This is a genomic window from Streptosporangium sp. NPDC005286 (genome assembly GCF_040607515.1).
Taxonomy (GTDB): Bacteria; Actinomycetota; Actinomycetes; order Streptosporangiales; family Streptosporangiaceae; genus Streptosporangium.
In genome coordinates this window covers 10,075-26,051 of record NZ_JBEXGU010000136.1, presented here as the reverse complement: position 1 = coordinate 26,051, position 15,977 = coordinate 10,075, and the positions used below count along the sequence as shown (strand labels likewise).

20 protein-coding genes are annotated in these 15,977 nt (G+C 68.8%); 10 read left to right on the top strand and 10 right to left on the bottom strand.

Annotation, left to right across the window (positions count from 1 at the left end; genetic code table 11):
* Nucleotides 1-8: 8 nt before the first annotated feature.
* Nucleotides 9-803 carry a TetR/AcrR family transcriptional regulator C-terminal domain-containing protein gene (locus tag ABZU75_RS34795; RefSeq protein WP_355563741.1) on the top strand — a complete coding sequence of 265 codons (795 nt, stop codon included), beginning with the start codon at nucleotides 9-11 and terminating at the stop codon, nucleotides 801-803.
* Between the two features lie 227 nt (nucleotides 804-1,030).
* On the opposite strand, the gene ABZU75_RS34790 is transcribed toward ABZU75_RS34795, so the two are convergent.
* Both ABZU75_RS34790 and ABZU75_RS34785 read right to left on the bottom strand, forming a co-directional pair.
* Complete coding sequence (locus tag ABZU75_RS34790) at nucleotides 1,031-1,342, bottom strand: DUF4158 domain-containing protein (RefSeq protein ID WP_355563735.1); 312 nt, start codon at nucleotides 1,340-1,342, stop codon at nucleotides 1,031-1,033.
* A gap of 183 nt (nucleotides 1,343-1,525) precedes the next feature.
* Nucleotides 1,526-2,170: a helix-turn-helix domain-containing protein gene (locus ABZU75_RS34785; protein WP_355563732.1), complete on the bottom strand. Its 645-nt coding sequence runs from the start codon at nucleotides 2,168-2,170 to the stop codon at nucleotides 1,526-1,528.
* Nucleotides 2,171-2,272: 102 nt separating this feature from the next.
* On the opposite strand from ABZU75_RS34785, the gene ABZU75_RS34780 reads away from it, so the two are divergent.
* The gene (locus ABZU75_RS34780; RefSeq protein WP_355563729.1) at nucleotides 2,273-2,638 is read left to right on the top strand and encodes an SgcJ/EcaC family oxidoreductase; all 366 of its coding nucleotides are present in this window, start codon (nucleotides 2,273-2,275) and stop codon (nucleotides 2,636-2,638) included.
* Nucleotides 2,635-3,030 (top strand): NmrA family NAD(P)-binding protein, encoded by a 396-nt coding sequence (locus ABZU75_RS34775; RefSeq protein ID WP_355563726.1) that lies wholly within the window; start codon nucleotides 2,635-2,637, stop codon nucleotides 3,028-3,030. The genes ABZU75_RS34780 and ABZU75_RS34775 overlap by 4 nt, the downstream gene beginning before the upstream one ends.
* 106 nt (nucleotides 3,031-3,136) lie before the next feature.
* Here ABZU75_RS34775 and ABZU75_RS34770 read toward each other — a convergent pair whose 3' ends face one another.
* A complete protein-coding gene (locus ABZU75_RS34770; RefSeq protein WP_355563738.1) occupies nucleotides 3,137-4,765 on the bottom strand; it encodes a serine hydrolase in 1,629 nt (542 codons plus the stop codon).
* Between the two features lie 206 nt (nucleotides 4,766-4,971).
* Between ABZU75_RS34770 and ABZU75_RS34765 the strand changes: the two genes are divergently transcribed.
* The gene (locus ABZU75_RS34765) at nucleotides 4,972-5,964 is read left to right on the top strand and encodes a helix-turn-helix domain-containing protein (protein ID WP_355563723.1); all 993 of its coding nucleotides are present in this window, start codon (nucleotides 4,972-4,974) and stop codon (nucleotides 5,962-5,964) included.
* 161 nt (nucleotides 5,965-6,125) lie between these two features.
* Nucleotides 6,126-6,647 (top strand): tyrosine-type recombinase/integrase, encoded by a 522-nt coding sequence (locus ABZU75_RS34760; protein ID WP_355563720.1) that lies wholly within the window; start codon nucleotides 6,126-6,128, stop codon nucleotides 6,645-6,647.
* Nucleotides 6,648-6,799: 152 nt separating this feature from the next.
* Here ABZU75_RS34760 and ABZU75_RS34755 read toward each other — a convergent pair whose 3' ends face one another.
* Complete coding sequence (locus ABZU75_RS34755; protein ID WP_355563717.1) at nucleotides 6,800-7,420, bottom strand: TetR/AcrR family transcriptional regulator; 621 nt, start codon at nucleotides 7,418-7,420, stop codon at nucleotides 6,800-6,802.
* 97 nt (nucleotides 7,421-7,517) lie between these two features.
* Here ABZU75_RS34755 and ABZU75_RS34750 point away from each other — a divergent pair, with 97 nt between their 5' ends.
* A complete protein-coding gene (locus ABZU75_RS34750; RefSeq protein WP_355563714.1) occupies nucleotides 7,518-8,444 on the top strand; it encodes a zinc-binding dehydrogenase in 927 nt (308 codons plus the stop codon).
* 107 nt (nucleotides 8,445-8,551) lie between these two features.
* Here the strand turns inward: ABZU75_RS34750 and ABZU75_RS34745 are convergent, their stop codons facing one another.
* From ABZU75_RS34745 to ABZU75_RS34735, 3 genes are all read right to left on the bottom strand, one after another.
* Nucleotides 8,552-9,496 carry an LLM class flavin-dependent oxidoreductase gene (locus tag ABZU75_RS34745; RefSeq protein ID WP_355563711.1) on the bottom strand — a complete coding sequence of 315 codons (945 nt, stop codon included), beginning with the start codon at nucleotides 9,494-9,496 and terminating at the stop codon, nucleotides 8,552-8,554.
* Nucleotides 9,465-10,124: a DsbA family oxidoreductase gene (locus ABZU75_RS34740; RefSeq protein ID WP_355563708.1), complete on the bottom strand. Its 660-nt coding sequence runs from the start codon at nucleotides 10,122-10,124 to the stop codon at nucleotides 9,465-9,467. The genes ABZU75_RS34745 and ABZU75_RS34740 overlap by 32 nt, the downstream gene beginning before the upstream one ends.
* Nucleotides 10,125-10,247: 123 nt before the next feature.
* Nucleotides 10,248-10,610 carry an antibiotic biosynthesis monooxygenase gene (locus ABZU75_RS34735; protein ID WP_355563705.1) on the bottom strand — a complete coding sequence of 121 codons (363 nt, stop codon included), beginning with the start codon at nucleotides 10,608-10,610 and terminating at the stop codon, nucleotides 10,248-10,250.
* 284 nt (nucleotides 10,611-10,894) lie between these two features.
* Here ABZU75_RS34735 and ABZU75_RS34730 point away from each other — a divergent pair, with 284 nt between their 5' ends.
* Nucleotides 10,895-11,176: a hypothetical protein gene (locus tag ABZU75_RS34730; RefSeq protein ID WP_355563702.1), complete on the top strand. Its 282-nt coding sequence runs from the start codon at nucleotides 10,895-10,897 to the stop codon at nucleotides 11,174-11,176.
* A gap of 85 nt (nucleotides 11,177-11,261) precedes the next feature.
* On the opposite strand, the gene ABZU75_RS34725 is transcribed toward ABZU75_RS34730, so the two are convergent.
* Entirely contained in the window at nucleotides 11,262-12,161 is a 900-nt protein-coding gene (locus ABZU75_RS34725; protein WP_355563699.1) for a LysR family transcriptional regulator, read from the bottom strand.
* Between the two features lie 71 nt (nucleotides 12,162-12,232).
* Here ABZU75_RS34725 and ABZU75_RS34720 point away from each other — a divergent pair, with 71 nt between their 5' ends.
* A complete protein-coding gene (locus ABZU75_RS34720; RefSeq protein ID WP_355563696.1) occupies nucleotides 12,233-13,123 on the top strand; it encodes a dihydrodipicolinate synthase family protein in 891 nt (296 codons plus the stop codon).
* Between the two features lie 195 nt (nucleotides 13,124-13,318).
* A complete protein-coding gene (locus tag ABZU75_RS34715; RefSeq protein ID WP_355563693.1) occupies nucleotides 13,319-13,459 on the top strand; it encodes a hypothetical protein in 141 nt (46 codons plus the stop codon).
* Nucleotides 13,460-13,528: 69 nt separating this feature from the next.
* Here the strand turns inward: ABZU75_RS34715 and ABZU75_RS34710 are convergent, their stop codons facing one another.
* Together ABZU75_RS34710 and ABZU75_RS34705 are read right to left on the bottom strand one after the other, a co-directional pair.
* Nucleotides 13,529-14,404: a GNAT family N-acetyltransferase gene (locus ABZU75_RS34710; RefSeq protein ID WP_355563690.1), complete on the bottom strand. Its 876-nt coding sequence runs from the start codon at nucleotides 14,402-14,404 to the stop codon at nucleotides 13,529-13,531.
* A gap of 63 nt (nucleotides 14,405-14,467) precedes the next feature.
* Nucleotides 14,468-14,842: a DUF3703 domain-containing protein gene (locus tag ABZU75_RS34705; RefSeq protein ID WP_355563687.1), complete on the bottom strand. Its 375-nt coding sequence runs from the start codon at nucleotides 14,840-14,842 to the stop codon at nucleotides 14,468-14,470.
* A gap of 134 nt (nucleotides 14,843-14,976) precedes the next feature.
* On the opposite strand from ABZU75_RS34705, the gene ABZU75_RS34700 reads away from it, so the two are divergent.
* Nucleotides 14,977-15,891, top strand: a complete 915-nt coding sequence (locus ABZU75_RS34700; RefSeq protein ID WP_355563684.1) for a MerR family transcriptional regulator — start codon at nucleotides 14,977-14,979, stop codon at nucleotides 15,889-15,891.
* Nucleotides 15,892-15,977 lie beyond the last annotated feature (86 nt).

Sequence of the window (15,977 nt, the reverse complement as noted above, 5' to 3'; positions counted from 1 at the left end):
TTGGGGGGGTGCTCGGGCTGCGGGGGGGCGGGGCGCGCGGCCCGCCCCCCCCACACCGCCGCGCGCCCATCCCCGCGGGGCCTACCGGGACCCCCGACGCCGAAGGGCTTGAGGTCGCCACCATGCGGCGGATCGCCGCCGAGATCGGCGCGGGCGCGATGTCGCTCTACCGGTACGTCCCGAGCCGCGACAACCTGGTCGAGCTCATGGCCGACCGGCTGATGGGCGAGATCGACGTCACGGGCATGCCCTCGGGCGACTGGCGCGCCGACCTGACCCGCTACGCCGACGGGCTGCGGGCCATGTGGCTGAGGCACCCGTGGATCGCCACCGTGCAGCGGTCACTCCCCAGCTTCGGCCCCAACCAGCTGCTCTTGATCGAACGGCTGATGGGAGTGCTCGACGCCTTCGTCTCCATCGACGACAACCTCGGCCTCATGGCCATGCTGAACAGCTACATCGAGGGCACCGTCCGCGAGGAGATCAGCTCGGCCGAGGAATTCCGCCGCAGCGGGCTCAGCGAGTCGGAGTGGATGGCGCGGAGCTACCCGTACATCGACCGGCTGGTGAAGAGCGGGGAGTACCCGATCTTCACCAAGATCGTGATGGAGGCGCGCCAGCCGCACCTGAGCCGCGACGACCAGTTCCGGCACGGGCTCCAGCGCGTCCTCGACTGCATCGCCGCGGCCCTCCCATCAACGGCCGAGTCTCCGATGTCGGCGCACCGAGAGGGGCGGGAAGAACAGGACGGGCCAGGGCAGGCTCGTAGTCGACCATCCGAGAGGGCATCAAGAGCGAAATAGACGCACAAGCCATGCCTAAATGCCCACCGAAAAGGCGCAGCGGCGGCCCGTGCCTGGTCACGGGTGGGTCCAGGGCTTGCCGATGCCGGGGTATTCCTCCTGCTCTTCTTCGCCGGCGGCCACGCCCGGGCCACCGTCTCGTGGCCCACGGGCCAGGTACTGCGGCCCGTGGTGACTTCCTGGTGGCTTGGGGCGGCGCTCCTGTCGTCCTGCCGGCGAACGGGTTCTCACAGGACGCGGTGCGGCAGATCTTGGCCACAGCGTTCGGGCCGCTGATCTACCATGCCGAGCCGCGCGGCGAGGTGCTCCACCACGGGCCACGGCACCGCGAGAGGGTCCTCCAGGAACAGGCCCACGTACCGGACCCTGCACATCTGGAGCGCGAACCCCAACTGATGGTGCTTCGTCCGCCGCAGCGCGATCAGGTCCCGGTCGACGTCGTCCAGGAAGAAGAACCGCTCCGGCTCAGGTCTTGTCGGCTCATCAGCGAACTTCCCGTACGCCTCGGCCTGTTCATCACTCAGAAACTCCACCGGCACGGCCGGACCGTAGCCGGCATCCGGGCCGTCCGGCGGCGTTTCGCCGAACCCCGGCGGCGGAGTGGATCAGTGTGCTGGCCGACCATGATCGTTCTCGCCGATAACCGCTGTACCGATGTTCCCCAAGGCCGTTCCCTTCCTGCTCAACCCGCGCCCCCGCCGCACAAGACCCCTCGCAGGCGATCAGGATGGAGCCCAGCGAGCGATGAACAGCTCCTCGCCCGGGGGGTCGCCGGGGAGCCGGTCGGGGGAGCCGGAGCGCAGTCCGTCAAGCGCGATGGTGATCAGTCGCGCGCGTGCCTGGGTGGCCGCGGGAAGCAGGTCGTCCCTGCCTTGTTTGCGGAGCTGGTCGACGAGCGGGGAGCGGCCGAGCTGTTCGATCATGAGTGAGATGTCGGTGACGGTGACGTCGGGGCGGAGTGTCCCGGCGCCGTGTGCGCGCCGCACCAGGGCGTCGAGCAGGTCGTCGCCGCGGCGGGACTTCGCACTCATCTCGTCGGTCACCTCGATGGCCCCGGCGATCGGGGCCATCGTTCCCTGGCCGAACTCCACGCTGTCTTTGATGAACCCGGCGAGTCCGGCCCACGGGTCGGGGTCGGCCAGGCCCTGTTCGGCCGCCTCGATCCAGTGCTCCAGGGATAGGACGCTGAGCCGTTGAAACAGCTCCTCCTTGGTCCGGTAGCGCCGGTAGAGGCTGCCGATGCCGACTCCCGCCCTGGCGGCGATGGTAGCGACGGAGGCGTGTGCGCCGTCCTCGGCGAGGACGGCGCGGGCGGCTTGGAGTAGCGCGCGGTCGTTGCGTTCTGCGCGGTCGTTGCGTGTGGCCATCACGGCAAGCCTACCAAGTTGCGGAGCGATCCACTCCGATATAACGTCATTGCACCGGAGTGAATCGCTCCGCAAACAGAGATGATCAGTGGAGACATGGGGATGAATACCGAGACAGCGGCGATCGAGCAGGTCGTCCGCGACGCCGAAGAACTACAGAGCGACGTGGACGGGTTCACCGGGCTGCTCGCCAAGAACGTGTCACTCGTCAACTTCGGCGGTGTCCGGCTGCAGGGCCGTGACCAGGTGCGCGAGGTCATGACCAAGGCGCTGGAGACACCGCTGAAGGACGTCATCACCAGGAACGAGTTGCTGAACATCACATTCCTGCGTGAGGACGTGGCCCTGGCCAATCTGATCAAGCACGTCAACGACGGCCGACGCGGTGCACTGACGTTCGTGCTCGTCAAGAACGATGGACGGTGGCTGATCGCCCTCGCTCAGACGACTCCGGTGGTCGAGTCATGAGTCGCGCCTTGATCATCGGCGGCACGGGCAACCAGGGTGGCGCGACCGTCAGGCACCTGCCGAAGCAGGGATGGCAGGTCCGCGACCCCGGCAAGCCCGCGGCCAAGGACCTGAGTGCGGCAGGCGCCGAGCTCGTCCGCGGCGACATGGAGGACGCTGTCTCACTCGAGGCCGCCATGCGCGCGGTCGACACGGTGTTCAGCATGCAGGCGCTGGCCTACGAGCCAGAGACCCTCAAGGCGGAGGTACGGCAGGGCACACTGGTGGCGTTCGCCTACGGCTGCAACCTGAGCGCCGCCCAGGGCGGCGTCGACGTCGAGGTCGGCACGCTTGGAGATGCCCAGCCGGTCGCCGATGCCGGTCCCCGACGGCCCGGGGCGCGGGCGGCCTGAACGTAGTGGTCGAGGACCGCACGTACCCCTAAGCAGGACAACGGTCGCATGGATCCGAATGGTGCGCCGTCATCGCGGCTTGGGCGGACGGCAGTGCAAGGAGCGGCTACGTCGTCGGGAGGCCGACCGCGTTGGACGCGTCGGCCTCGAAGTATTCCGTCGTAGCGAAGGGGCCGGCGTGATCCTCGAAGAAGCTCCTGACGCCGTCGATCGAGTCATGGACGATGACGTTCACCACCTTGGTCCCGTCGGTGCTCGCCACCGCCAGCGTCCACTTGGCACCCTTGGGAAGCCGGCCGTACGCCTTCTTCAGGGAATCCCAGAAGCCGTCGTTGTCGGAAATCGTGGAAACAGCCATGACGTGCACCGTGGCCCCCTCCTCATTGACTCTCGGATTCACTCGGCAATTGATGTGAAGATACTGTGCGGCACCATTTTTGAAGTCGTAGATCGCGACGGTCTGAGGGTCCTCGAGCGGATCGTCCGAAGGCATCAAGAAGTGGGTCTCGCTGATCGGGGACAGCTCGTAGTCGAGCTGTTCTGGTTTGTTGAGGAGTTGCGCCTCCATGGGGTTCAGGGTGAATTTGAGGTGGAGTTTTCCGCGTTCGGCCGTCACTTGGTAGCGGGTGCCGGGGCGCTCATAGGAGCCTTCGTATCTGGACAGATCGAGGGCCAGGGTCGGGTCGGGCTCCGGCAGGTCGGGGATCGTGACCACGCCGAGGTCGGCCAGGATTTCGTTGAACACCTTCCGGTAGAAGCTGTCGCGCGGCCCGGCGTTCGCCAGCATCGAGACGGCGATGTTCGATTCCGGCAGGATCCGCAGGCGGGCACTCTGGCTGACTGCGCTGCCGTCGTGGGCGTAGACGGTTTGGCCGTGCCAATCGCACACGATGAGGCCGAGTGCCCATTCCGGCCCGAACATGTACGGGTCAGGTATGGGGACCCGCGACTCCGTCATCTCGCGGATGATGCCGGGTGAGACGATTCTGGTCCCGTTCGGCGCCTTTCCTTCGTTGAGGAGGACGTGCGCCATTATGAGCAATTCCCGGGCTGTCGTGTTGACGTTGCCTCCGGGGCCGAAGGAGCGCGGCAGGTGACCCAGCGGTGAGAGGACGGGTCCCTCTTCGAGGGATCGGATCAGGTATCCGGTCGCGGCCCGGTTCTGGTCCGCGTGCTCACGCCGGCTGCTCGTCGAGGTCAGTCCCAAGGGGTCGAACAGGCGATCCTTCATGATGTCGTCCCACCGCTTGCCGTCGCTCACCTCCATGATGCGGGCGAGGATCGCGTAGCCCAGGGCCGCGCTGTAGCCGTGAGTGTGGCCCAAGGGGTGGACCTGGCATGCGCCGGCGATGTTCTCCACCATGCGCTTGTACACGTCGTCGTCCTCGCCCGGATCTCCGTAGTTCTCCTCGATGCCGTTGGTGTGGTTGAGGAGATGGCGGGGTGTGACCTTGGCACTGACGTCGGAGGCGGCGACCCGGAAATCAGGAAGGTAGGTCCGCACCGGCTCGTCCAGGGCGACTTTCCCCTCGTCGACTAGCTGCATGAAGGCGAGGGCGGTCCATGTCTTGGATACGGAGCCGCACTGGTAGATGGTGTCGGTCGTCGCGGGCTCCCGCGTGGAGATGTTCTTGACGCCGACCGCGAAGTCGGTGATCTCCCCGTCGCTGAGGACGCCGATCGTGGCACTCGGAATCCGGTACTCCGCGAGCAGCTCGGAGACGCGAGCTCGCATCCGGGTCACATCCAACGCTCTTGCCATAAGGGGTTCCTCGTCCTGTCTGATTCTTTCCAAGCGGGAAAAGGCTACGTTGCATTTCAAGTCTCGTCAACGATAAACCTCCAATAATGTGCTTTAAAGCTGGGCTTTCATGCCGATCGTTGCAACAGCATTGTTGGTAAATGCAATCCACACCAACCAGCCGTTGCAATGTACTGTTGGTGAACGCACCCGTGAACCCGAACCGACAGGGGGGCGAGCCGATGCCCGGAGGCAGGCTGAGCCACGAGGATCGCCGGCAGATCGCGATCTGGCTGGCCGAAGGGCTGGGATACGCCGAGATCGCCAGGCGGCTGGGCAGACCCACATCCACGATCAGCCGCGAAGTGGCACGCAACAGCGCGCCCAGCGGCTACCTGGCCGACCACGCCCAGCAGGCCGCCGGGCAGCGCGCCCGCCGCCGCAGACCGGTTCAGGCCACGGAGCCACCAGCCGACGGGCGTCCGGCCGAGTCCGTGCGCGGTTTCGTGGAGCAGTTCGCGACGCTGCTGGTCGGGACCGGCCTTCCCCGGATGCCCGCTCACGTGTTCGTCTGCCTGCTCACCTCCGACTCCGGGGGCCTGACGTCCGCCGAGCTCGTACGCCGGCTACAGGTCAGCCCGGCGTCGGTGTCCAAGGCCATCGGCTACCTCGAGGCGATCGAGCTGGTCAGGCGCACACAGGATTCCGGCCGCCGCGAGCGGTACGTCATCGACGACGACGTCTGGCTCCGGGCGTTCAAAGCCGACACCGGGGCACACTCCGAGGTCGCGGCGGCCGCGCGGCACGGGATCGAGATCTTCGGCGCCGGCACGCCCGCCGGCACCCGGCTGGGCCAGATGGCTCAGTTCTTCACCTGGATCAGCGAGCAGATGAACGACAGCGGCCTCACCGACGCCGTCGTGCACGACGCGCTGACAGTGCTGGCCGCGCTGGTGTACGCCGCTCGGCCACTCACCGTGGACAAACTCGCCGCGGCACTGGACTGGCCCATCCAGCGGGCGGCCAACGCCCTGGACGCGATCAGCCGTCGTCCGATCCTCTCCGACCCGCTCACCGTGGAGCAGGTCGGGCGCGGCGGGTACGCCATCACCCCGAGGCCTGACCGTCTGAGCTCCGCGCAACGCGACGCACTGATCGTCAGTCCGTGCTCGCCCCGAGGGACTCGAAAATGACGAACCGGCCACACCTGCGCGCCTGCCGGACAGCGTCGCAGTTCCGAGATTACGAAGCGGCGGCCGGGTGCCCGCCCCACCCGGCTCCCGGGCGCCTACGACACCGTCCTGAGCGAGTACGCCGCCGTGCTGGAAGACACGCCCGCATCCGCTGGCTGCGCGTGGTCGAGGCGCATCTGTCTCCCCGCGACCGGTGCATCGCGCTGATCCCGTACTACGCCGGCGCCCGCATCAGCGAGGTCGTCCGCCTCGATACGGGCGACGTCCAGATGTCGGCCCGCAAAGGCCGGCTGCGCCTGTACGGCAAGGGCGGCAAGTTCTGGGAGGTCGACATCCACCCCAAACTCCGCACCGAGCTGCAGCTCTGGCTCGACGAACGCCCCGACTGGCCCCACTCCGGCGACAACCGAGCCCTGTTCCTCAACGCCAAGGGCGGACGGCTGACCGCACACGCCGCCGGCGGCATCATCGCCACGGTCGCCCAGACGGCCGGCCTCGATGACCCCACCACCGCGCACGTCCTGCGCCACATGCCGGCCACCACCCTCGTCCGCGGCAAGACCGACCTGGTCCTGATCGCCGAGATCCTCGGCCACGCCCGCCTGGAGACCACCCGCCGCTACAGCCTGTCCTCCGACAAGGGCAAGGAAGACGCCCTCAAACTGATCACGATCGACCGCTAATCGTACCTCTGCCTGCGAAAACCGCACTCAAGATCGACCCATGGCCGGTTTTCCCCGTATCTCGGCTGGACCCGGTCTCGTCCAGCTTGAGGCACCGCGGGTACGGAGCATGCCGTGCCTCATGATCGACAAGACAGGACACGAATCGCCGGTCACTGATCCTGTTCAGGAATCGGTCGTAGATGGACACCTTGGCGATCATCACGACCAAGCAGTGCCGTGGCCATCTGCTGGACTGAGCGGGTGAAGCGGCGGGGATCGTCGGCCGGTGTCATCTGGCGGACCAGATCGCCATCGAAGACAGCGAGCAGGGCGTGGGCCAGGAAGTCGGCGTCGAGATCGGGGCGTCCGTCGGCGAGCAGGGCGCTGAGGTGGCGGTGCCAGAACCGGTAGCTGGGGTCGTCGTACTTGTCCTCGGCGCACGCCTGCTCGTGCGCGGACAGCAGGACGGCGTTGCCTTCGGCGATCGCGCCGAGTCCGTCGAGGAAGGCGAGCATCCGGTCCCGGGCGGGTGCTCCGGGCCCCAAAGGTGGGGGTCCATTCTTGACCGCGTCGCGTAGCTCGCGAGACCTTTCCTCCAGCAGCGCCTGCAGCAGTCCGGCGCGGTTACCGAAGCGACGGAACACGGTGCCCTTCCCGACTCCGGCAAGGGCGGCAACGCGGTCGAGCGACACGTGGTCTCCGCCACCTTCGGCCAGAAGCTGCTCAGTCGCGTGGAGCACCGCGCGGCGGTTGCGGGTCGCGTCGACGCGCTCGGCGCGTTGTTGGGCCATCGGTATCACCTCAAGGCGGACTGTCGGTCCGCATATGCTATCGTACGCGAAACGGACTATTAGTCCGGATTATTGCCTGTCCACGAAGGAGTACTCCATGGACATACGCGCGCTCGTCGTTGATCCCGACGCCCCGGGATCCCTGCGTCTGGGGACGGCCGCAGAACCCCAGCCCGCGCCCAACCAGCTGGTGCTCGCTGTCCGGCACATCTCGCTCAACCGCGGCGAGGTGGCGTTCGCCGGTCGGCGTCCGGCCGGAACCGTGCACGGCTACGATGCCGCCGGTGTCGTCGTACGCGCCGCGGCCGACGGCACCGGCCCCGCCGTGGGCGCCAGAGTCGCGGCGTCCGGCGCCCGAGCGTGGGCACAGCGGATGGCCGTGGACACCACCGCGGTGGCCGAAGTCCCCGTCCAGGTCGACCTCGCCGACGCCGCCGCGCTGCCGATGGCCGGCATCACGGCGCTGCGCACGTTGCGTTCCCGTTCCATCCTGGGCCGGCGGGTACTGATCACCGGAGCGGCCGGCGGCGTCGGCCGTTACGCGGTCCAATTGGCGGCTTTGGGCGGTGCCCATGTCATCGCCTCGGTGGGATCGGCGGCCCGCGCCGACGGCTTGACCGACCTGGGCGCCCACGAGGTGGTGGTCGGTCTGCAGGGCATCGATCGGCCGGTCGACCTCATCCTCGACAATGTGGGCGGACCACAGCTGGCAGCAGCCTGGGAACTCCTCGCACCGGGCGGGGGTGTGCAGAACATCGGCTGGGCGTCAGACGAGCCGGCGGTGTTCGCACCGTATTCACTGTTCTCCATCGGCCCGTCCAAGACGATGAGCACGTTCGGCGACGTCCATGAGGTCGGCCCGGATCTGGCCACCCTGCTGGAGTTCGTGGCGGCCGGGAGGCTTTCCCCGGAGGTCGACTGGCACGGTTCCTGGGAACGCGTCACCGAGGCCGCCCAAGCGCTGCTAGAGCGGCGCATCGCGGGCAAGGTGGTCCTGGACGTAGAACCGGCGGCGGTCGACTGACTGACCACAGCCGGGTGGCGGTCCCCGTTGTTCTCGATGACCTCCCACCGGATCGGCCGGGTCAGCGTCGGCAGTCGAGGCCGAAACATTCCTGGGCTCTTGCGTTCCTAGAGGCCGATCGCGTCGGCCAGGAGGTCCACCTGCCCAGGATCGGGATCGTTTCCCATGAAGATCAACTCATCGCAGCCGATCCGGTCGAAATCAGTGATCGCGGCGGTGATCTGCTCTGGTGAGGTGTGGGCGATGGAGATGCCGTACTGCGCGTACTCTTCGCCGGCGAAGGCGTAGTACGAGCCGATGGCGCCAGAGACCGCGGCCTCGGCGTCAGGGCCGAGGGCGTACATCACCGATGCGACCAGGCGCGGCGACCCGGTTCTGCCGGCTTCGGCCCACGCCTGCTGGATGTGGGGTGCGAAGTCCTGCACGCCCTGGACGGTGGCGTCTCCGGCGATCCATCCCGTCCCGTAGGAGGCGATGCGGCGCAGGGTCGCCTTTGAGTTGCCGCCGAACAGCAGGGGAGGTCCGCCTGGTGTGGCCGGCCCTGGGCTGATGGGACCATCGGGGGCTGATGCGGCCGCGAGGCGATCCAGGAGACGGTCGAACCGCTCTCCTCTGATGCTGTAGTCCACATCGCTGAGGACGAAGTCGTCTTCCCGGACGCCCGGAGCAAGACCCAGGTGCAGACGGTCCGGACCTGCGAGCTGGTCCAGCGTGGTGACCGCCTTGGCGAACAGCGCATGGTTGGTACGCAACGGCGCGAGAAGCACACTGGTGAGGAGCCGGATGCGCGAGGTGACGCCCGCGGCGGCAGCCAGGGTGATCAGCGGTTCCGGCGTCGACCATGCCAGGCGATCACTGACGCTGAGGGTGGAGAAGCCTCGCGCCTCCGCGCGGCGCGCCCACTCCACCAGGGTCCTGCCATCAGCCCACCGAGCATGCCCGGGCAACCCGATACCGATATCCATCGTCGGCGCCATTCCCTTCACAGAAGTCGTATGCAGAAGCCGATGCGGATGGGCGTCAGCCGGTCCGATCAGGCGTGGCCGGGACACCGTGCGGGCGGGGCGAGCCGTGCTCCAGCAGCCGGCGTAGCTCGGCGGCGGGCTGGACACCGGAGATCGGTGGCCTGCCGTCGATCACCAGCGAGGGGACGCCGGTGATGCCGTGCTCGGCCGCACGACATCGATCGGCCCGCACCTCCTCGGCGTAGTCGTCACCGGCGAGGACGGCGCGCACCTGGTCGGCATCGAGGCAGGCCTCGGCACCCAGGCGCTGCAGAACCCGCGAGTCGGCCACGTTCAACCCCTCGGTGTGATAGGCGCGAAGCAGGCACTCCATCATCTGGTCGGCCCGCCCGCGGCCGGCCGCCAGATGGCACAGCCGGTGCGCGTCGAAGGTATTGACCGGCCGGGCCAGATGCAGGTTGAGCTCCAGGCCTTCCGCGGCGCCCACGGCCTGAATTCGGGCGACGCGGATCGGCGCCTGGTCACCCCACCATCCGGCCATGGCCTCGGCGGCCGTTGTGCCGGGGATCCGGCCTTCCTCCGGGGCGAGCTCGTAACTGCGCCAGATGATCTCCACCCTGGCGCGGTCGGCGATATTGTCCAGTGCCGCCGTCAGGCGTCTCTTGCCGATGTAGCACCACGGGCATAACACATCGGCGTATATCTCTACCTTCATGAACGTCCTTTGATGATCGGTGACTGTTGGGCCACAGGTGTTCGCCTCGCCGCCGCGTCGCCCTTGCCGTCGGCCTGGCGCTCAGACCGGTGAAGGTGCCCGCTGAGCGGGGTTCCAGCTCGATCAGGAGTCGAGGCGCTGCGGCCCGGGATCAACCTCCCGGGCGACGGTGTAGGTGGGAATCCCGCTCATGCGCGCCTCGGCCTTGCCGGACAGCCCCTCCAGGGCCTTGCCGATGGCGGCTATCCGGCCTTCGGTGTCCGAGGTCTCCACGAAGTTGCGGTAGTCCGCCTCGCTGGCCCAGTGCACGATGTTGTACACACGGGTGCCGTCGGTGCTCACGTGGAAGCGAGCCGACCGGTATCCGGGATAGAAACGCACCCACCGCTCCTGAATCTCCGCGAAGGCCGCCACGAACTCCCGTTGGGTCTCAAAGCCGTCGACGGTGTAGTCGATGATCGAGTAAAAGCCGGTGTCCGTGCTCACCTACATGCTCCTCATGGTCAGATGCCGGACAGTCCCTGGTCGTTTATCCTGCAACCTCAACCGCGGTTGAGGTCAAAGCTCACAGGCAGACGCGCACACGTCGCCGAACATCTACAGTGCTTCCGGTCAGAGCGGGTTTGGCGGCTCGCCGCACATTTCTCAACGGCCCTCTGATGGCGCACGTCTCCAGGCCCGCGTACAGGCCGGTATCAGCGTCGCCGATCCGCCGACCAGCCTGCGCGACATCTTCGACGCGATCCTCTACGTCAGCGGCAGGGTCGACGTTGGGAGACAGCCTTTATCGGATCCTGGTCGGCCGGTACCGGTTGACCGGGCTGCTGGGGCAGGGCGGTATGGGGGTCGTCTGGCGTGCCCACGATGAGCGGCTGGGCCGGGAGGTGGCCGTCAAAGAGCTCCGGCTGCCCGAGCACCTGGACGCCGCAAGGACTGCCGACGCGGACGGCTGCGTCATCCCGGTCGTCACACACCGCCTGCCCAAGCTCTCCGACGCACGGATGTTCTTCGTCCCGGATGGTCGTCTTCTCTTTGAGATCAAGGTCGGCTGACAGGCTGGGCGGCAGCCGCATCACCTGCCGACGTCGAGCCAGGGGCGGAAAACGACATGTGACAGCCAGGACGGACTCGGTGTGTTCAGCGGCTGAGGAAGTCGCTGGTGGAGGCGCGGATCGCGGATACGAACGCGGCTATGGCCGGGTGGGTGGCGGCGCCTTGCCGGTAGGCGATGTGGGTCCGTCTGCGGATGGACAGCGGAATGAGGCGGACGCCGGGGGGTGGCTGCGCGGCGGCCAGCTGCGGTACCAGCGAGACGCCTTGCTCGGCCGCGACCAGTGCGAGCACGGCGGCGAAGTCGTCGGCGTGGTGACGCGCCCGGGGCGTGAAGCCCGCGCTGCGGCAGACGTGCAGCGTAACGGTGTGGCAGAGGGTGCCGGGGCTGGCCATGATCCAGGCGGCGTCTCGCACGTCTCGTAGCGGGCCGGTGTCCTCGGCTGCGGGTGCGGTGCCGGGCACGGCGAGGAACACCGTCTCGTCCAGCAGCGGTACCGCGTCCAAAACGGGATCCGGCTCGACCGGCACGACGTCGTAGTCGTGCAGCAGCCCGACGTCGAGTCGCCGCTCGCGCAGGGCGTCCGGCACCGTGACCGGGTCCAGTTCGGTCACGGTCAGCTCTAGCTCGGGGTGCCGGCGCCCCAGTGCGACCAGCGCCGCCGGGAGGAACGTACGAACCGCGGTCGGGAAGGCGCCGATGCGCAGTGGGCCGGACAGTCCGGTGGCCAGCGCGGCCAGCGCGGCCGTCGTCTGTTCCAGAGCGGTAAGGACCGTCTCGGCGTGCTGTACGAGAATCCGGCCGGCCGTGGTGAAGGTGACCCGCCGGCCGGTGCGTTCCAGCAGCGGTACGCCCGCTTCTCGTTCCAATGCGGACAGCTGCTGGGAGACCGCCGAGGGTGTGTAGGTGTGTGCTTGTGCGACGGCGGCGATCGTGCCGAGGCGGGAAAGGTCGCACAGCAGGCGTAGGCGGCGCACGTCGAGCATCAGCCCAGCTTACGGTTCTGTTCAGGAATGTGAACTGGACCTTACTGGTTTACCTGCCGGATGCTGAGACCATGACGCTTACCGGTGTGTACGTACCGCTGATCACCCCGTTCGACGCCACCGGTGCCGTGGCCCTCACCGCGCTGGAAGCCCTGGCGCACGAGGTGCTGGACGCCGGCGCGTCGGGCGTCGTGGCGCTGGGCACCACCGCGGAACCGACGTCGTTGACCGCCGCGGAGCAGCGTGGCGTCGTCGATGTGATCGCTCGGGTGTGCCGTGAGCGCTCGGCCCGGCTTGTCGTCGGCGCCGGCACGGTGGAGGCGGTGAAGGCATTGCGTGGGCGCTCAGAGGTGGTCGCCGCACTCAGTGTGGTGCCGCCGTTCCTGCGGCCCGGCGAGGCGGGGATCATCGCGCACTTCGCGGCTCTGGCCGTGGCCAGCCCTGTCCCGCTCGTCGTCTACCACGTCCCGTACCGGACCGGGCAGCACCTGTCCGCCGACGCCGTCCGGCGGCTGGCCGATCTTGCCGGTGTGGCCGGCATCAAGTACGCCGTCGGTGGAATCGACGCCGATGCCATCGAGCTGCTGGCAGACCCGCCGACCGGCTTCGCGGTGCTGGGCGGCGACGACGCCTTCATCTCGCCTCTGCTGGCCCTTGGCGCACACGGCGGCATTCTGGCCTCGGCGCACTTCGCCACGGCACGATTCGTCGAACTGGTCGACGCATGGCACGCCGGCGCCACCTTTCCGGCCAGAACGCTCGGTCACCGCCTCGCTGCCATGTCGAGCGCGATGTTCGCCGAGCCCAACCCCACCGTCATCAAGGCGGTCCTGCACGCACAGGGGCGTATCCCGACCACCGCGGTACGGCTGCCACTCCTGCCGGCCGGTTTTGACAGCGTGCGGGCGGCGTTACGGCACGTTGACGCCGAGCGTGGGATGCTCGCCGACGCACGGGGCTGACAACCGCCAATGGCCAGGCCGCCGTGTCCCTCGTGCACGAGCGGGCCCGCACCGGGGACGGGCACGCCGGCGCCGTCCACGAGCTGACCGGGCCGCGTTCCCTGACCCGGGTCGAGCAGGCGCGCGTCATCGGCGAGGTGATCGGCCACCCGGTGCGCCGGCAGGAGATCTCCCCCGCGGGGCGCCCGGCGGCAGATGGCGGCCCGCGACCGGCCGTCCGAGGCCGTGGACGACATCCTGCCTGCCCAGGCCGAGATGACAGCCGGGCCGGCACCGGTCACCGCCACCGTGCAGGAGGTCACCGCGGGCGCGGCGCGCACGTTCCGCTCCTGGTGACCGAGCATGCGCACGCCTTCCGTGTCACCGGTTGACGGACACGGACCCAGCCGGATCCGAGGTCGCCTCTCAGGCCGCCGGTCGCCCGACATAGGTATGGGTGCGGGTGTACGCGGTGAAGCCCATGGACTCGTAGAGCCGTTTGGGGACGGGGTAGCCGGCGTCTCCACGGGAGTAGACGATGGCGCGGTGGCCGCCGGCGTCGGAGAAGGCGTGCATTACCGCGGTGCAGACGGCGCGGGCCAGGCCGAGGCGGCGGTGGCCCGGATGTGTGCCGACCGGTTCGAACGCACCGACCCCGTTGACCTCGTCGTACCAGCCCTGGCAGTAGGCGACGACATCACCGCCGGGAGACACCGCGACGAGATCCAGTTCGGGGCGATAAGGCCAGGTCTCCCGCATCCGGGCGTGCCGTTCGGTGGTGATCCGGGCCGATCCGAAGGCGGCGCGGTGCGCCGACGCCCGGCCGGCCACGTCGGCGTGGTCGCGCTGAGCTCGGATCGTGTAGCCGTCCGGCAGGCGGGGCGTGTCCTGCCTGCCGATGAGCGGACGGTCGAGGCACACCATGAACGGGCCGTCGCCGACAGGAATGTAGCGGCGTCGCTCCAGTGCCGTGACCAGGTGCGGTTCGGTTTCGGCGACCTCGACGCTCAGCGGGCCGCGGCCCGTTCGCTCGGCCCAGGCGAGCACCTCGTCGGCCAGTTCCGGGTGGTCCGGGTCGACCTGCAGCATCAGGCTGTCAGGTGGCTCCAGCCAGCCCCAGGCCAGCGTCCGCTCTCCTTGCGTCCAGACCGCCGTCGGGCACTGCGCGGCCCGGTCAAGGGACAGGCACCAGTTCCAGGTGAGGTCGCCGATGTGCCGGTATCCGGTCGCCGGGAAACTTCGGGCGGCCAGGTCCTGCATGGCGCGTAGCGCCGTGGGATCGGTGTACTCACGGCGTCGCATGGCCGCCATGCTGCTCGATCGGCCTTTGATCGGGCAACGGAATTATCCGGCGCTCGGCGGCCTTCATGCCGCCGGCCGGGGTCGACGGGAGTCAGCCGGACAGGATGGTGGCCGGGTCGGGGGGACCGGCGTGGGCGCGGTGAGGGGATCGGTCGCGCGGCCGGTGTTGCCTTCGGGACAGTACCCCAGCGCCGAGCCGGGTCCGGCCACGAGGATGCGCAGCACCTGGCCCAGAGCCTCGCGCCGATCCCGCTGGGCCACGGCCAGGGCGAGCATCTCGATGTGGTTGCGGGTGTGCGGCCAGGGCCATGGCCGGCACAGGATGTGCGCCCGCTCAAGGTGATGCCACCGCGCGGTGATGTCGGCGGCGGTGCGGGCCGCGCTCATCTCACGGGTGTAGGCGACACGCACCGCGGTGGGCATCTTGCGGCCGATCACAGTCTCTCCTCCTGGTCGGCCTGGTGGCCGTGGCGGTCATCGGTGCGGCCGGGCGCTTGGACTCCGAGCGATGCGGTGGCCGGGAAGGTCGGGGGCTTGAGTCTTCAGCCACTGGAAGGTCCAGACTCGGGGACATGGACGACGACGGCTCCGAACCACTCACCATCGGGCGGCTCGCCAGGCGCACCGGGATGCCGGTGCGCACCATCCGCTACTGGTCCGACATCGGCGCGCTGCCGCCGGTCGGCCGCAGCGCCAGCGGCTACCGGCTCTACGACGCGGCCTGCGTCGCCCGGCTGGAGCTGATCCGCACCCTGCGAGAGCTCGGGCTGGGGCTGGAGGACGTACGCCGGGTGCTGGAGCGCGAGACCGCCGTCGCCGCCGTCGCCGCCGTCCACGTCAAGGCACTGGACGCGCAGATCCGCGCTCTGCGGTTGCGCCGCGCGGTGCTCAGCACGGTTGCCAGACGGCAGCCGCGACCCGAGGAGATGACACTGTTGAACAAGCTGGCACGACTCTCCGCCGACGAACGCCGCCAGATCATCGACGGCTTCCTGCAGGAGGTCTTCGGCGGCCTGGAGGCCGACCCGCAGCTTCAGGAGCGGATGCGCTACACCCCGGTGAACCTGCCCGACGACCCCACCCCCGAGCAGGTCGACGCCTGGGTGGAGCTCGCGGAACTGGCCCAGAGTCCGGACTTCCGGCGGCGCCTGCGCGCCATGATGGAAGCCGGTGCCGCCGGGCGCCCTCAGGAGGGGCCCGGCAGCGAGCCCGGCGCCTACCGGTTCTTCGCCAGGAAGGTCGGCGGCATGGTGGGGGCGGCCCGCGAGCGCGGAATCTCACCGCGCGCGCCCGAGGTCACCGAGGTCCTTGACCGGCTGCTCGGTTCCGCCGACCGCGCCCAGGTGCTGGCCCGCCTGGAAGCCGGGGCTCACGCGCAGACGCAACGGTACGGGCAACTGCTGGCGATCGTCAGGGGGGAGCCCGCGCCGCCCTCCTACGCCGACGACTTCGCCTGGCTGGCGGCCGCTCTGCGTGCCCACCCCTGAGGACGCCGGTCCTCCGCCAAGGCCGCCCTACCTCACCGGCGAAGGTGAACGGGATCCTCCGGGCGACGGCGACCACGCGGCGCGGT

Coding starts and splice junctions, on each gene's coding strand:
- ABZU75_RS34785 (WP_355563732.1), bottom strand. CDS start 2,170: ATGGCCACACGCAACGACCGCGCAGAACGCAACGACCGCGCGCTACTC.
- ABZU75_RS34780 (WP_355563729.1), top strand. CDS start 2,273: ATGAATACCGAGACAGCGGCGATCGAGCAGGTCGTCCGCGACGCCGAA.
- ABZU75_RS34775 (WP_355563726.1), top strand. CDS start 2,635: ATGAGTCGCGCCTTGATCATCGGCGGCACGGGCAACCAGGGTGGCGCG.
- ABZU75_RS34770 (WP_355563738.1), bottom strand. CDS start 4,765: ATGCGAGCTCGCGTCTCCGAGCTGCTCGCGGAGTACCGGATTCCGAGT.
- ABZU75_RS34755 (WP_355563717.1), bottom strand. CDS start 7,420: ATGGCCCAACAACGCGCCGAGCGCGTCGACGCGACCCGCAACCGCCGC.
- ABZU75_RS34750 (WP_355563714.1), top strand. CDS start 7,518: ATGGACATACGCGCGCTCGTCGTTGATCCCGACGCCCCGGGATCCCTG.
- ABZU75_RS34740 (WP_355563708.1), bottom strand. CDS start 10,124: ATGAAGGTAGAGATATACGCCGATGTGTTATGCCCGTGGTGCTACATC.
- ABZU75_RS34725 (WP_355563699.1), bottom strand. CDS start 12,161: ATGCTCGACGTGCGCCGCCTACGCCTGCTGTGCGACCTTTCCCGCCTC.
- ABZU75_RS34720 (WP_355563696.1), top strand. CDS start 12,233: ATGACGCTTACCGGTGTGTACGTACCGCTGATCACCCCGTTCGACGCC.
- ABZU75_RS34715 (WP_355563693.1), top strand. CDS start 13,319: ATGGCGGCCCGCGACCGGCCGTCCGAGGCCGTGGACGACATCCTGCCT.
- ABZU75_RS34710 (WP_355563690.1), bottom strand. CDS start 14,404: ATGCGACGCCGTGAGTACACCGATCCCACGGCGCTACGCGCCATGCAG.
- ABZU75_RS34700 (WP_355563684.1), top strand. CDS start 14,977: ATGGACGACGACGGCTCCGAACCACTCACCATCGGGCGGCTCGCCAGG.